The sequence below is a fragment of the Streptomyces sp. R21 genome (assembly GCF_041051975.1).
Taxonomy (GTDB): domain Bacteria; phylum Actinomycetota; class Actinomycetes; order Streptomycetales; family Streptomycetaceae; genus Streptomyces.
Window position 1 is genome coordinate 1,577,318 of record NZ_CP163435.1, and the last position, 13,330, is coordinate 1,590,647.

At 70.1% G+C, this 13,330-nt stretch carries 14 protein-coding genes and 1 riboswitch; of the genes, 12 read left to right on the forward strand and 2 right to left on the reverse strand.

The window, feature by feature from the left end:
- Window positions 1-248: 248 nt before the first annotated feature.
- A riboswitch (SAM riboswitch) is annotated at window positions 249-393 on the forward strand.
- Between the two features lie 36 nt (window positions 394-429).
- On the forward strand, window positions 430-495 hold the full coding sequence (locus AB5J56_RS07325; protein WP_369242408.1) for a putative leader peptide: 66 nt from the start codon (window positions 430-432) through the stop codon (window positions 493-495).
- A gap of 111 nt (window positions 496-606) precedes the next feature.
- The gene (locus AB5J56_RS07330; RefSeq protein ID WP_369231215.1) at window positions 607-1,389 is read left to right on the forward strand and encodes a glutathione S-transferase C-terminal domain-containing protein; all 783 of its coding nucleotides are present in this window, start codon (window positions 607-609) and stop codon (window positions 1,387-1,389) included.
- A gap of 10 nt (window positions 1,390-1,399) precedes the next feature.
- Here the strand turns inward: AB5J56_RS07330 and AB5J56_RS07335 are convergent, their stop codons facing one another.
- Complete coding sequence (locus AB5J56_RS07335; protein WP_369231217.1) at window positions 1,400-2,299, reverse strand: sulfurtransferase; 900 nt, start codon at window positions 2,297-2,299, stop codon at window positions 1,400-1,402.
- A 450-nt stretch (window positions 2,300-2,749) separates the two neighbouring features.
- Here AB5J56_RS07335 and AB5J56_RS07340 point away from each other — a divergent pair, with 450 nt between their 5' ends.
- From AB5J56_RS07340 to AB5J56_RS07385, 10 genes are all read left to right on the forward strand, one after another.
- Complete coding sequence (locus tag AB5J56_RS07340; RefSeq protein WP_369231219.1) at window positions 2,750-3,682, forward strand: ABC transporter substrate-binding protein; 933 nt, start codon at window positions 2,750-2,752, stop codon at window positions 3,680-3,682.
- Window positions 3,683-3,811: 129 nt separating this feature from the next.
- Window positions 3,812-4,849 carry an ABC transporter substrate-binding protein gene (locus AB5J56_RS07345; RefSeq protein ID WP_369231221.1) on the forward strand — a complete coding sequence of 346 codons (1,038 nt, stop codon included), beginning with the start codon at window positions 3,812-3,814 and terminating at the stop codon, window positions 4,847-4,849.
- The gene (locus AB5J56_RS07350; protein ID WP_369231223.1) at window positions 4,846-5,619 is read left to right on the forward strand and encodes an ABC transporter permease; all 774 of its coding nucleotides are present in this window, start codon (window positions 4,846-4,848) and stop codon (window positions 5,617-5,619) included. Before AB5J56_RS07345 ends, AB5J56_RS07350 begins: the two co-directional genes overlap by 4 nt.
- Window positions 5,616-6,386: an ABC transporter ATP-binding protein gene (locus AB5J56_RS07355; RefSeq protein WP_369231225.1), complete on the forward strand. Its 771-nt coding sequence runs from the start codon at window positions 5,616-5,618 to the stop codon at window positions 6,384-6,386. The genes AB5J56_RS07350 and AB5J56_RS07355 overlap by 4 nt, the downstream gene beginning before the upstream one ends.
- Complete coding sequence (locus AB5J56_RS07360; protein WP_369231227.1) at window positions 6,383-7,450, forward strand: phosphotransferase enzyme family protein; 1,068 nt, start codon at window positions 6,383-6,385, stop codon at window positions 7,448-7,450. Before AB5J56_RS07355 ends, AB5J56_RS07360 begins: the two co-directional genes overlap by 4 nt.
- Before the next feature lie 304 nt (window positions 7,451-7,754).
- The gene (locus AB5J56_RS07365) at window positions 7,755-8,324 is read left to right on the forward strand and encodes a winged helix-turn-helix domain-containing protein (RefSeq protein ID WP_369231228.1); all 570 of its coding nucleotides are present in this window, start codon (window positions 7,755-7,757) and stop codon (window positions 8,322-8,324) included.
- Window positions 8,325-8,338: 14 nt separating this feature from the next.
- Entirely contained in the window at window positions 8,339-9,568 is a 1,230-nt protein-coding gene (locus AB5J56_RS07370) for an acyl-CoA dehydrogenase family protein (RefSeq protein ID WP_369231230.1), read from the forward strand.
- A gap of 58 nt (window positions 9,569-9,626) precedes the next feature.
- Window positions 9,627-10,085, forward strand: a complete 459-nt coding sequence (locus AB5J56_RS07375) for an Rrf2 family transcriptional regulator (RefSeq protein WP_369231232.1) — start codon at window positions 9,627-9,629, stop codon at window positions 10,083-10,085.
- Between the two features lie 139 nt (window positions 10,086-10,224).
- Window positions 10,225-10,326 (forward strand): putative leader peptide, encoded by a 102-nt coding sequence (locus AB5J56_RS07380; RefSeq protein WP_369231234.1) that lies wholly within the window; start codon window positions 10,225-10,227, stop codon window positions 10,324-10,326.
- Between the two features lie 229 nt (window positions 10,327-10,555).
- Window positions 10,556-11,665, forward strand: a complete 1,110-nt coding sequence (locus tag AB5J56_RS07385; protein ID WP_369231236.1) for an aliphatic sulfonate ABC transporter substrate-binding protein — start codon at window positions 10,556-10,558, stop codon at window positions 11,663-11,665.
- A gap of 285 nt (window positions 11,666-11,950) precedes the next feature.
- On the opposite strand, the gene AB5J56_RS07390 is transcribed toward AB5J56_RS07385, so the two are convergent.
- Window positions 11,951-13,213, reverse strand: coding sequence for a vanadium-dependent haloperoxidase (locus tag AB5J56_RS07390; protein WP_369231238.1), 1,263 nt, complete (start codon window positions 13,211-13,213; stop codon window positions 11,951-11,953).
- Between the last annotated feature and the right edge of the window lie 117 nt (window positions 13,214-13,330).

Here is a 13,330-nt window from a genome sequence, read left to right on the forward strand (position 1 = left end):
CGAAAGGGCCATCGCCGACCGGGTCGCCCGCCTGGTGGTCCAACACCGCGACGGGCGGGCCCTGTTCGACGATCCCCCTTCGTCGAGGAGAACGATCCGGCCGCAGCGGCGGTCGTCAGGCACTCAGAAAGCGGTCAGCCTTGGCACAGGGCGCGGCAAGCGACCTGTCCATCCGAATGACCACCAGGTGAGACCGCGTGCCCGGCCTTCTTGACGGCGCCGCGGGGCACACCGAAACTGGCCTGGACGGTCACGATTGTCAGCGCCACGGCGCGGGTTAGCCCCGCTCAGGTGGTCATCGGCCCCGGCCCGCTGGCAGGCAACCCTTCCACCGCGACGGGGTGCCCCGGGTGACGACCGGGTCCCGCCGGTGTGGCGGGGCAAGCGTGGTCTCGCGTCTCGCGAGCCCCGAAGGTGGGACCGGTGGGAATGGCCTGGAACGGCTTGACGAGGCGCCTGCACATCGATCTGTTGCGTGTCTCCAGCGCTTACTGATCCGCCACCGGTCCGTGCGATCCGGACCGGTGCGACAAGCGCAGTCGCTCCGCATTCGGCCGCTGGTGCCCACAAGGCGGCGGTGGCTTCCTCGTTCCCAAAGGGAGAGTCATGCCCGAGACAGCTTCGCGCAGTTCCAGCACAGACAACCCCAGTGCCTGTAACCAGAGTTCGTTCGCTTCGGGCCATCGCCCCGGAGCGGCCGTACCGTCCCCCCTCCCCCACCACTTCCACAGCCGTATCGGCGTCGGTCTGGCCGGCGGCTTCTACCCGGCACCGCACCGCTACGAGCTGTTTCTGTCAGTGAGTTGTCCCCGCTCGCTGCGCATCTCGATCAGCCTCGGCCTGCTCGGCCTGAAGGACTCGGTCGCCACCACGCTCCTGGGGCACCCCGGCGAGACGCCCGACGCCTTCACCTCCCTGCGCCGTGCGTACGAGGCCACGGTGCACCACTACGACGGACCACTGACCGCGCCCGCGTTGTGCGACCGGTGGAGCGGGCGCATCGTCAGCAACCACACCCCCGACATCCTCCGCGACCTCGCGGGCCTGTTGTCCGGCCACGACGGAGCCTGCCCCTCCGCGCTGCGCCCACCGGGCCTCACCGCGGACATCGACGCCCTCCGTGACCTGTTGGAGCTGGACGTCACCCCGGCCGCCGAGCCCTCGAACCGATCGGCGGCACTGGACCTGTTGGACCGTCGGCTCGTCGGGCAGCCCTATGCGCTGGGCGAGGAGCTGACGGCCGCGGACGTGGACCTGTGGGTGGCGCTCGTCCATCTCGGCCCGGCCCGCACCCTCTGCTCGCACCCCCGGCTCCGGGACTACGTACGCCGCCTCGGCGACCACCCAGCCTTCCGGGGCAGGACCGACGCGGTGGCCGACGTGGCATGAGCCCAGGGACTCAGGTGCCCGTCGCGAGCGGCCGGGACGGATCCCGGGACCATTCCTCCAGCGAACCGTCGTACAGGGCTATGTCCTTGCGGCCCAGGAGCGTGAGGGCGAGCGCGGTGCCGGCAGCGGAGATGCCGCCGCCGCAGTAGAGGATCACCGGCGACTCATCGCCCTTGAGCACCGTGCCGACGCGTTCGGCGAGTTCGTCGACGGGCAGGAACCGGCCCGTGTCGTCGAGAAGGCCGCGCCCCGGCAGGCTGAGACTGCCGGGGATGTGACCGCGTCGGCTGTAGCGGGTGGGAGCGGAACCGTCGAAGCCGCCGGGCGGCAGCGCACACACCAGCGTGCCGGGACGCTCGCCGCGGCTGACGGCTCCCACCGTCTCGAGGTCGGTCCACATGCCGGGACGGGGTACGGGCGTGAGGCGCCCGGCGACCGGTGTGGCACTCGTCTCGCCGCCGCCCGTCTCGTCGCCGCGGGCGATCGGGTGTCCGCCCGCCTCCCACGCCTGCCATCCGCCGTCAAGTACCGCCGCCGGTACGGAGATCGACCGCAGCATCCACCACAGCCGGGCAGCCCAGATGCCACCGCCGCTGTCGTAGGCGACGACCTCCGAGCCGTCGCGGACACCGAGCCGCTGAAGGGCGGCGGCCAGCGCCTCCGGTGCCGGGACCGTGAAGTGGAACGGTGCTCCCTGGTCCGACAGTTCGCCGGTGAGGTCCGCGTGGCGCGAGCCGGGGATGTGGCGCCCGGCCCACTCGGCGCGGCCGCTGCCGGACCGGTAGTCACCGTCGTGGCGGGGTGAGGGCAGCAGCGCGGTGGCGTCGAGGACGATCAGCCGGGGGTCGTCGAGGCGGGCCGCGAGCCACGCGTCGTCGACCAGAGGTCCGGGGAGCAGGGGATCGGTCATGGCGGGGATGCTAACCCGGCGACGCCCGCCGGAGACCCGCCTGATCTGTGCGATCTCACTCAACAAGCAAGATCGTCCCACATGGTGGGATTCGCTTGCACAGCATCGGCTGCCCGGGGTTATGGTTTCGGCCATCTACGCGGGAGCCCCTACCCGGTTGGGCTGAGAGGGCGTCTGGGAGCGATACCGACATCCGTCGGCCCGCTCCCCATGGGAACGCCGACCGCATCACTTGAGCCACAGTGCCCGCGTAGGAGTACCGGATGTCTTCAGCAGTCGAGCAGCAGTGTCCCCCGGCTTTCGCCGCGGCGGCCCGCTCCTGTTGTTGACCCGCCCGGCCTCCCCCTTCTCCTTCCTTATCTCACCAGGCAGCCGGGCCACGGGCCCGCACACCTGAGTGCCGTCCGCATTCGGCCGTCCGCCGTCTGCCGTCCACGGAGCCGTCTGTCCATGCCGCACGTCCGAGTCATGCTCGACTACTTCCACCCTTGGCCGAATTCTGCCGGTTTGTACGTTGCCCGGGAGCGCGGCTGGTACCGCGAGGCGGGCCTGGATGTGGAACTCACCGTCCAGGATCCGGGACGCGGCGACACCCTGGAGTATCTGGCCCGGGGCGAGGTGGACTTCGGCCTCTTCCCGCCCAACCGGCTGCTCGCCCGCCGCGCCGCCCCCGGCCAGCCGCTGCTCGCCGTGGCCGCCGTCAACCACCGCGCCCTGGAAGCGATCCAGACGGCCCGCCCCACCGGCATCACCCGCCCCCGCGACCTGGCAGGACGCCGCCTCGCCTACAACCCCACCCCGCGTGGACGCGCCATGGTCCGGCACCTGGTCGCGGCCGACGGCGGCGATCCGGATGCCGTGATCACCGTCGACGCGGGCTACCGCGAGCTGACCGTCGACGACATAGCGGCCGGCGAGGCGGACGCCACCTTCGGCACCTACTGGTCCTGGGACGCCCTGCGCGGCGACCTGCCCGAAGACCAGCGCCTGACCTGGCCGGTCGACGAGATCGGCGCCCCCCGCTACCACAGCTACCTCCTCGGCACGAGCGAGAGCCTCGCCGACACCCGCCCCGACCTGGTACGCGCCTTCCTGGCCGCCACCGCTCGCGGCTACGCCTCCGCGTCAGCCGACCGGACCGGCGCCCTCGCCCTGCTGGAACGCGTGATCCCCTACTTCTCGCGCCCCCTGATAGCCCGTTCCCTCAGCCTGGTCGCCCCGACCTGGACCGACGCCGACGGGAACTGGGGTGTCATCGACGAGACCCGCATGGGCCCCTACGCCGACTGGCTCGCGCGCCACAACGCCGTCCCGCACGCCCGCGGCTGGCGGTCGTCGTACACGAACGACCTGCTGGCCACCGTCCCGGCGGGCGCCGAATGACCTGCCAGGCAAGGGAATTGACGAGGCGCGTGGCCATCGACCTCATGCGGGCCGACAGCGCGCTGTGTCGGACGTGAAGAGCAACTCCCTCACGCCCCCAGCACCGCCGCGCCCATCCGAGGAAACCCCATGAGATCCCGTACGACCGCCCTGCTCTCCGCGGCCACCGCCGCCGTGCTCGCCACGACGGGCTGTGCCGCGCAGGACTCCACGTCCGCCGCCACGAAGAACGGCACCACCCAGGTCACCCTCGCCCTGGACTGGACGCCCAACACCAACCACACCGGCATCTACGTCGCCCAGCAGAAGGGCTGGTTCAAGGACGCCGGCATCGACCTGAAGATCGTGCCGTACGGCTCCACCGCGCCGGAGACGCTGGTCGCGAGCCACAAGGCGGACTTCGGGATCTCGTACCAGGAGGGCGTCACCACCGCGCGCGCCGCGGGTCAGGACGTCACCTCCGTGTACGCCGTCACACAGAAGACGAACGTCACGGTCTCCGTGCGCGCCGACCGCGACGACATCACGTCCCCCAAGGACCTCGACGGCAAGACATACGCGGGCTTCGGTGCCCCCTATGAGAAGGCCCTGCTTCAGAAGGTCGTCCAGGAGGACGGCGGCAAGGGCACGTTCAGGCAGATCACGCTCAACACCTCGGCTTACGCGGCCCTTTACGCGGGCAGGGCGGACTTCGCGATGCCCATGCCCACCTGGGAGGGCCTGGAGGCGAAGCTCACGGGCAAGCCCCTCAAGGACTTCCAGCTCGCCGACTACGGCTTCCCGGCCATCTACTCGACCCTCATCGCCTCCTCCGGGCAGTACCTGAAGCAGAACCCGGAGGTCGCCAAGAAGTTCCTGGCCGTGGTCGACAAGGGGTACGAGTACGCCGCCGACCACCCCGGCCAGGCCGCCGGCCTCCTCATCGCGGCCAACAGGAGCACACTCACCAACACCGAACTGGTCAAGAAGAGCGAGACGTTGCTGGCCAAGGAGTACTACCGCGCCGCCGACGGCAGGATCGGCACCCAGACCGCGAAGCGCTGGCAGGACTTCGCCGACTTCGAATTCACGTCCGGCCTGCTGGTGGACGAGAACGGCAAGAAGCTCACCAAGGTGCCGGACGCCTCGACGTTCTTCACCGACGCCTACCTCCCGGACTCCAAGTGAGGACGGCTCTGCGGGCGATCTGGCCGCCGCTGCTCGTCCTCGCCGTGCTCGTGACGGGCTGGCAGGTGTACGTGACCGACGCCGGCGTCGATCCGACGGTGCTGCCCAGCCCCGGCCGCGTCCTGTCGCAGGGGTGGGCGAACCGTGGCGACCTGTGGCGCCAGACGCTGCCCACCCTCCAGGAGACCCTTCTCGGCTTCGCACTGTCCTTCGCCGCCGCCTGGCTGGTGGCCGTGGTGCTGGACTTCTCGGCTGCGGCCCGCCGGGGCTTGTATCCGCTCCTGGTGGCCTCCCAGACGATCCCGATCGTGGCCGTCGCGCCGCTGCTGATCATCTGGTTCGGCTTCGGTCTGCTGCCGAAGATGCTGGTGGTGACCCTGACGACGTTCTTCCCGCTCGCGGCGAACCTGGCGGCGGGCTTCGCGGCCACCGACCGCGACGCGATGCGGCTGCTGCGCTCGCTGGGCACGGGCCGGGTGCGCGCCTTCCGGCTGGTCCGGGTACCGAGCGCGCTGCCCCACTTCTTCACGGGGCTGCGGGTGAGCATCACGTACGCCGTGGTGGGCGCCGTCTTCGCGGAGTACGCGGGCGCCGAGAACGGCCTCGGCATCTATATGCAGGCGCAGAAGAGCGCGTTCCGCACGGATCTGGTGTTCGCGGCGGTCACGGTGACCGCCCTGTTGAGCATCGCCCTGTTCGGGGCGACCTGTCTGCTGCAGCGGCTCGTCCTGCCGTGGGAGCGGGCACTGACGAAGGAGGGCCGGTCATGAGTCTCGAAGTACGTGGTGCGGGAAAGGCGTTCGGGTCGCTGGCCGTGCTGCGCGACCTCGATCTCAGTGTGAAGCCCGGCGAGTTCGCCGCCGTCATCGGTCCGAGCGGCAGCGGCAAGAGCACACTGTTCAACCTGATCTCCGGTCTGGACAGGCCCACTTCGGGCGAGATCCTGGTCGAGGGCGCCCCCGCGTCCGTGGCCTCGGGCAAGGTCGCCTACATGCCCCAGAAGGACCTGCTGTTCCCCTGGCGCACCGTGCTCGACAACACGGCCCTGGGGCTGGAGGCCCAGGGGGTACGGAAGAAGGAGGCACGGCGCAGGGCCGGCGCACTCTTCGAGGCCTTCGGACTCGACGGCTTCCAGGCCTCCTATCCCTTCCAGCTCAGCGGCGGTATGCGCCAGCGCGCGGCCCTGCTGCGCACGGTCGTCCTGGAGCGGCCGGTGCTGCTGCTCGATGAGCCCTTCGGCGCGCTCGACTCACTCACCCGCACCGAGATGCAGCTGTGGCTGGCCGACATGTGGCAGCGCTACCGCTGGACGGTCGTACTGGTCACGCACGACATCCGCGAGGCCGTCCTGCTCGCCGACACGGTGCACGTCCTTTCGCCCCGCCCGGCCACGGTCGTGGAACGCATCGAGGTGCCGCGTTCCGGCCCGCGCGGTCTCGACGCCCTCACCGAGCCCGAGTTCGCGGCGACCGAGCGACGGCTGCTGGACGCCCTCAGCGGCCGGGCGAGCCAGGTGAAAGAGGTGACGGCCGGATGAGCGTGATCCTGACCCACGGCATGGGTACGGAACCGGTGGCCCCCGACTGGCCGCCGCTCACCGAGGCGGAGGTCGAGGCCGTCGTCGGTCCCGTGACCGTGCTGTGGCGCAGCCCGCGCCCCCTGTCGGCGGCCGCCCTGGTCGAGCGGGGCGGAGAACGGCTCTTCGTGAAACGGCACCACCGCGACGTACGCACGCTGGAAGGCCTGGCCGAGGAGCACGCTTTCCTGCGGCATCTGCGGGAGCGGGGTGCGCCGGTCGTAGAAGTGCTGGGGGCCACGTCGCTCGGGAAGTGGGTGTACGAGGTCCATACGACCGGAACGGGGACGGATCTCTACCGGGACGCGCTGTCGTGGTCACCGTTCGCGTCCGTGGCCCATGCCCGGGCCGCAGGCAGCGCACTGGCCCAACTCCACTTGGCGGCGGAGGGATTCGACGCCCCGAGCAGGCGCCCGCAGCCCCTCGTGTCCTCGTTCAGTGTCTTCGCGGCGGTCGACCCCGTGGCCGCGCTGGAGGCGTATGCGGCCGAGCGCCCGACAGTGGTCGCGGCGTTGGCGGGCCGTCCCTGGCGGGACGACCTGCGCGCGGTTCATCTTCCCTTCCACCGGCGCCTGTTGCCCCACCTCGGCCACCTCGCGCCGCTGTGGACGCACAACGACTGGCATGCCTCGAACCTGCTGTGGGACGCGGCGGCCGGCACGGTCTCGACCGTCCTCGACTTCGGCCTCAGCGACCGCACGACCGCCGTCCACGACCTCGCGACCGCCATCGAGCGCAACACCGTCCAGTGGCTCGACCCGTCCTGCCCCGTCCGCCCGGACGACGTGGACGCGCTCCTCGACGGGTACACCTCGCTGCGCCCACTGAGCTCCGCCGAATCGGCTGCCCTGCCGGAACTGCTGCCGCTCGTACACGCGGAGTTCGCCCTGTCCGAGCTGGGTTATTTCCACGGCATCACCGGATCGCGGGCCAACGCCGATCTGGCGTACCAGTATCTGGTGGACCACACCCGGTGGTTCACGACCGGCGACGGACTCCGGCTCCTCGATCGAGTACGGCTTTGACATCCTCCCCCTCTTGAGGTGGACGCGTGTTGCCTTCCCTACATTTCCTATCGATTTACTAGGAAAGCGTTGACGGCCCGCCCGGCGGGTGCGCAGGATGATGCACATGTCCCACACGCAGCAACGACTCGTTCGTCGTCGGCATGTCGACTTTGGTCACGTCGTCAGCGCCGCCTGCTGTCGCGCGTAGGGCACGCGGCTCACACATTGCGCGTGCCACTCCGCCCCTTCTCTCACCCCAGGTGATCAGGCGGACCCGCCCACTGCGCCTGATGGCCCGACGCACTCCTGAAGGACGACCGCCATGACCACGGCAATTCCGGCCCAGGCCACTCCACCGGCTTCACCACTCCCCGACACGCGCCACCTCCGCCTCGTGGGCGACACCGCGCAGGGCGCAACCGAGGAACGCGGTTCTGCACCCCTCGTCGGCTACCTCCTGCTCGTCCCCGAGGGCACCGATCCCGCCCAGCTGTTCGCCAAGGACGTGCCACGGCTGGAGATCCGACCGGTCTCCTACACGGACTCACCTCCTGTGCAGCAGACGGGCGCCGGCGCCGTCCACATCGATCCCGAGCGACATGTCGCAGATGTGGACGGACATGAACTCGACCTCACCTACCTGGAGTTCGGGCTGCTGGCCCATCTCGTTCTGCACCCCCACCAAGTGCACTCGCGCGAGCAGCTGATGGCCGGCATATGGGGCTACGGCCACATCGGTGACGGTCGCACCGTGGATGTCCACATCGCGCGGCTGCGCCGCAAGCTGGGCACGGATCACCGACACCGGATCGTCACCGTACGGCGTGTGGGCTACAAGTACGTGCCCGACCAGCAAGAGAACTCCAACACCGCACGTTGCCGCCGACCTTGAGGGAGACCACCGCCATGGGCGTTGCCACCGCGCCGTCCGGCCCCGTATCGGAATCCGACCGGACCGGGCCCGGCCGTGCGCACTGGCTGCGCGTCGCCCGCGAGACGGCGGACGACCTCGCCACGGACGCGGTGGCCAGGGAGCAGGCGGGCAAGGCCCCGTTCGACGAGGTGTCCCGGCTGCGCGAGGCGGGACTCCTGACGCTCCTGATACCGGCCGAACTCGGGGGAGGCGGCGCGGACTGGCCCACGGCCTACGCTGTCGTGCGGGAGATCGCCGTGGCCGACGGCGCGATCGGCCAGCTGCTCGGCTGTCACTACTTCCTGTCGTGGAGCGCCCGGTTCTTCGGCGAGCCCGCTCTCGCCGCTCGGGTCGAGCGGCAGTCGGCGGCGGAGCAGTGGTGCTGGGGTGGTGGTTTCGCCTATCAGGAAATGCCTCTGACGCTGGCCAGGAAAGCCGGTGGCTATGTACTCGACGGTCGGCAGAGCTACGCCACCGGAGTCCTGGTCGCCGACCGTCTCGCCATGCGGGCCATACGCGCCGACACCGGCGAACCACTCGCCGTCGTCGTCGATTCCGCACGCCACGGCGTACGGATCGACGGCGACGCCGACACCTTCGGCCAGCGGCTCGCGGCCGGCGGCAGCGTGGAGTTCGACGCCGTGCCGGTCGTTGCCGACGACGTACTCGGCTCCCTGTCCGCGGACGAGGACGTTGTGTCACCCCTGGCCGCTCTGGCATCGCCGGTCGGGCGTCTTGTCTCGGTCCAGCTCTGTCTCGGCATGGCCGAGGGAGTGCTCGCCGAAGCCCGTGAGTACAGCAGGGCCGGCCACGCCCCCTGGCACCCCGCCTGGCCGGTCGGCTCCCCCCAGGACCCGCAGCTGCTGACCACCTACGGAGAACTCACCGTCCTCACCCGCTCCGCGTCGGCGCTCACCGATCAAGCACTGCTGGCCGTGCATGGCGGACTGGCACGCGGCGAAGACCTCACCTACGACGAGTGCGCGGAGATCTCCGTCCTCGTGGCCATGGCCGAAGCCGCCGCCTCCCGGGCCGCGCTGGAATCCACCGCCCGTGCCCTCGACATCATCGGCGCCCGCTCCGCGTCATCGCGGCTGGGCCTCGACCGCTTCTGGCGCAATGCCCGGACCCACACCTTGTACGAGCCCGTCGCCCACCGACTCCGCGATGTCGGGGACTACTTCCTCAACGGTGCGCACCCTCCGCTCATCCCGCTTGCCTGACCGTGACGGCGGCCGACCTCAGCGGACACCGACCGAGGCCGTACGGGATAATGCACACATGCGGATCTCAGCCAGGGCGGACTACGCGGTACGTGCCGCGCTGCAACTCGCAGCGTCACGGGACGACCGGCCATTGAAGACGGAGGCCATCGCCGACGCCCAGGACATCCCGCACAAATTCCTCGAAAGCATCCTGAACGACATGCGCCGGGGCGGCCTCGTCCTCAGCCAGCGCGGCGGCAACGGCGGCTACCGACTCGCCAGGCCCGCCGAGTCCATCAGCATCGCCGACGTCATCCGCGTCGTGGACGGACCGCTGGTCTCGGTGCGCGGGGTCCGCCCCCCGGAACTGTCCTACACCGGTCCCGCCGAGTCGCTGCTTCCCTTGTGGATCGCTCTGCGGTCCAACGTGCGCGAGATCCTTGAGGGCGTGTCGCTCGCCGACGTCGCATCGGCCCAACTGCCCGCCGATGTATCCGCGTTGACCAACGCCCCGAGCGCCTGGGTAAACCCCTGACACGCTGGGCCACTCACAGCTGATCCCAAAAAGCGAGATGCCCCCGTCCATGATGTGAACACCCCCTTGGGGCGGGCACTGTCTTCTGCCACGATCCCTAGCAACCAGGTGGGAAAACTAGGGATCCGTGGGGGTGGCCATGAGAACGCTCGACCGCTCAGCCCGGTTGCTGCCCCTTCTGACCGCGCGTCGTCACATCGACCTCGGTCGTACATCCAGCGCCATCTGTCGCCCCTTCTGACGGCACAGAACCTGAGCTCTCCGAACCAGCGCTGCCTCCCCGCCGCTCCGCCTCCGCCGGCGGATCGGACAGCCTGGCCTGACTAGGCCCCCCACGTTGCACTTCTCGGTCACCTGCGGCATGCCTCCCGCCGATGGCCGAGGAGTGGAGTGCTGGTTCGTGCCGACACAGCAGTACGCCTCGCATTTCCGTACCTCCGTGATCACCCATCCCTTGAGAGGACACCTCCGTGTCTGCCGCAAGACCGCTCACCGCCCTGCGCACCATCGCCGCCGTAGCCGCGCTCCCGCTCCTCGCCCTCACTGCGTGCAGTTACGGCTCCGAGGCCAAGGACGACACGAAGGCGAAGGTCGCCGCCGGGTCGAAGAAGATCGACGGTCTCGACACCGTGAAGATCGGCTACTTCGGCAACCTCACCCACGCCACGGCGCTGGTCGGCAACCAGAAGGGCTTCTTCCAGAAGGAGCTCGGCGCCACCGAGGCCAAGTACTCGATCTTCAACGCCGGCCCCTCCGAGATCGAGGCGCTGAACTCCGACTCGATCGACATCGGCTGGATCGGCCCCTCCCCGGCGATCAACGGCTACACCAAGTCCGCCGGCAAGAACCTGCGCATCATCGGCGGCTCGGCGTCCGGCGGCGTGAAGCTCGTGGTGAACCCGAAGAAGATCAAGTCCCTCAAGGACGTCAAGGGCAAGAAGATCGCGACCCCGCAGCTCGGCAACACACAGGACGTCGCGTTCCTCAACTGGGCCGCGGAGCAGGGCTGGAAGGTCGACGCGGAGAGCGGCAAGGGCGACGTCTCGGTCGTCCGCACGGACAACAAGATCACCCCGGACGCCTACAAGTCCGGCTCCATCGACGGCGCCTGGGTGCCGGAGCCGACCGCGTCCAAGCTGGTCGCCGAGGGCGGCAAGGTGCTGCTCGACGAGTCGACCCTGTGGCCCGACAAGAAGTTCGTGATCACTAACATCATCGTGTCGCAGAAGTTCCTCAAGGCCCACCCGAAGGTCGTCGAGGCCGTCCTCAAGGGCTCCGTCGAGACCAACAAGTGGATCAACGCCAACCCGGACGAGGCGAAGGCCGCCGCGAACGCCCAGCTCAAGACGGACTCCGGCAAGGAACTGCCGGCCGGCGTGCTGGACCCGGCCTGGAAGTCCATCCAGATCACCAACGACCCGCTGGCCTCCACCCTCAACACCGAGGCGGCACACGCGGTCAAGGCCGGTCTCCTCGACAAGCCCGACCTGAACGGGATCTACGACCTGACCCTGCTCAACAAGGTCCTCAAGGCCGCGGGCGAGAGCACGGTCACCGACGCCGGTCTCGGCGCCAAGTAACCCGGCACACCGATGAGTTCCCAGGAGGTTCGCCACCCTCCTGGGAACTCGGGCTGCGGCAAGTCGAAGCGCCGACGCTCCCGCCCCCGAAGGGGGCTCGACACCGCAGGACAAGGGGCCCTCGACTCACTGGTCACGCTGGTTCATCGCCTCGACCTGCCCTGACCGACCGCGCGCACCGGCCCCGGACTCGCCCCACGCGGTGGCTCAGGCACTGCGTGAGGCGGCGGCGTTCGAGTTGTGAACGTTCGGGACCGGGCCGACGGATCGCCGGCCCGGCGTCGCTCACAACACGTCAAACAAGCGTTCCGAGTTGTGCAGCGCGTGCCCCGCGACCCGCTTGCCGAGGAGGAGGCCCGCCTCGTCGGCGGAGCGGGTGTGGATGCCGGAGTAGACCCGGGCGTCCAGGTTGTCCTGGGACAGCTGGCGCCAGGCCGTGTACGTGCGGGTCACGCCGGGAGCTGTGGGGCTGGTCAGCTCGAACGGCGCAGTCCGTGGACCGGTGAGCGCCGTGAGGACCGCTTCCGCCGCCCCGGCGTAGGTGTTGTGTCCGCTCGGATAATCGGGGTGGGCCGGCGTGATGTGCAGCGGCGTCCAGTCGGGGTCGAGATCGATCGTGCCGGTACGGATGGCCGTGACGGGGCGCCAGCGCAGGTAGGCGTACTTGGTGTCGGAGGTGGCGATCTGCGTGTCCACCAGGGCGACGTGGAACAGGGCCACCAGCGCGGCCTGCTCCGGAGTGGGGCGCTGGGCGCGGGCCACTGCGACTCGCAGCGGCTCGGTGTACAGGGTCAGTGAGGAGCCGAACCAGAAGTTGGCGGTCTCGGTCTGCCGCGCCGTACGCGCGGTGCTGTCCACGGCCCCGTACGCCCGCACTTCGGCCAGGTCGGAACGGTAGCGCAGCGAGTCCAGGCCGGGCGGCGCGGACAGCCGGTACTGGTCGGCGCTGTCCAGCAGGAACGGCCTCGCGATCCGGTTGCCGTACTGCGCGGCCGGGGCGTAGGCGGGCGGCGTCGGCTGCCACACGCCGGGGGCCGCCGTCGGCACGGAGAACGGCGCGTTCACCGAAGCCGGGTCGAGACCGTCGCCCTCGCGGGAGGCGAGGACCAGCCGTGCCTGGCGGGCACCGGCCGCCGCGCCCTTCGTTTTGGCCGGTCCGTCCGGGACACGGTCCAGTGTCGTGCGCAGCGTGGTGTCCAGTTCCTGGGTGCGGGAGGGGACCAGGGCCACCAGGGCGTCGTGTACGGCGGATGCCAGTGCCGCGTCCTGGAACACACCGCGGTCGAGGCCGCGCGGCACCAGGCTCGTGGCCCGGGCCGCCGCGAGCCAACTGATGGCCCACGTACGGCTGTTGGTGACTTGGGTGGCGGCGCCGGCCGCCTCGATGGTTGCGGCCGTCGCGTCGTACCAGTCGAGCGCCACGGACGCGCGCGCAGCCCGTTCGTCCGCCACGGCGGCCGTGGCGGACGGGACGGTGACGGAGGCGGCCAGCAGGGCGGCCGAGCCCAGCGCCTTCAGGGCGGAGCGGCGGGTTCTGAGCGGGTTCACGGATACTCCTTCGCGGATATGCGGGGTGACTGCTGTTGCCGGGGGGGGCACACACCGACCTGCACGCGCTCGACACCGCCGCCGAGGGCGGACGGGGTTGGGACGGCGGCGGTGCGA

Excerpts from the sequence above, each read along its gene's own strand:
- AB5J56_RS07330 (WP_369231215.1), top strand. The coding sequence starts at position 607 with ATGCCCGAGACAGCTTCGCGCAGTTCCAGCACAGACAACCCCAGTGCC.
- AB5J56_RS07335 (WP_369231217.1), bottom strand. The coding sequence starts at position 2,299 with ATGACCGATCCCCTGCTCCCCGGACCTCTGGTCGACGACGCGTGGCTC.
- AB5J56_RS07340 (WP_369231219.1), top strand. The coding sequence starts at position 2,750 with ATGCCGCACGTCCGAGTCATGCTCGACTACTTCCACCCTTGGCCGAAT.
- AB5J56_RS07345 (WP_369231221.1), top strand. The coding sequence starts at position 3,812 with ATGAGATCCCGTACGACCGCCCTGCTCTCCGCGGCCACCGCCGCCGTG.
- AB5J56_RS07355 (WP_369231225.1), top strand. The coding sequence starts at position 5,616 with ATGAGTCTCGAAGTACGTGGTGCGGGAAAGGCGTTCGGGTCGCTGGCC.
- AB5J56_RS07360 (WP_369231227.1), top strand. The coding sequence starts at position 6,383 with ATGAGCGTGATCCTGACCCACGGCATGGGTACGGAACCGGTGGCCCCC.
- AB5J56_RS07365 (WP_369231228.1), top strand. The coding sequence starts at position 7,755 with ATGACCACGGCAATTCCGGCCCAGGCCACTCCACCGGCTTCACCACTC.
- AB5J56_RS07370 (WP_369231230.1), top strand. The coding sequence starts at position 8,339 with ATGGGCGTTGCCACCGCGCCGTCCGGCCCCGTATCGGAATCCGACCGG.
- AB5J56_RS07375 (WP_369231232.1), top strand. The coding sequence starts at position 9,627 with ATGCGGATCTCAGCCAGGGCGGACTACGCGGTACGTGCCGCGCTGCAA.
- AB5J56_RS07380 (WP_369231234.1), top strand. The coding sequence starts at position 10,225 with ATGAGAACGCTCGACCGCTCAGCCCGGTTGCTGCCCCTTCTGACCGCG.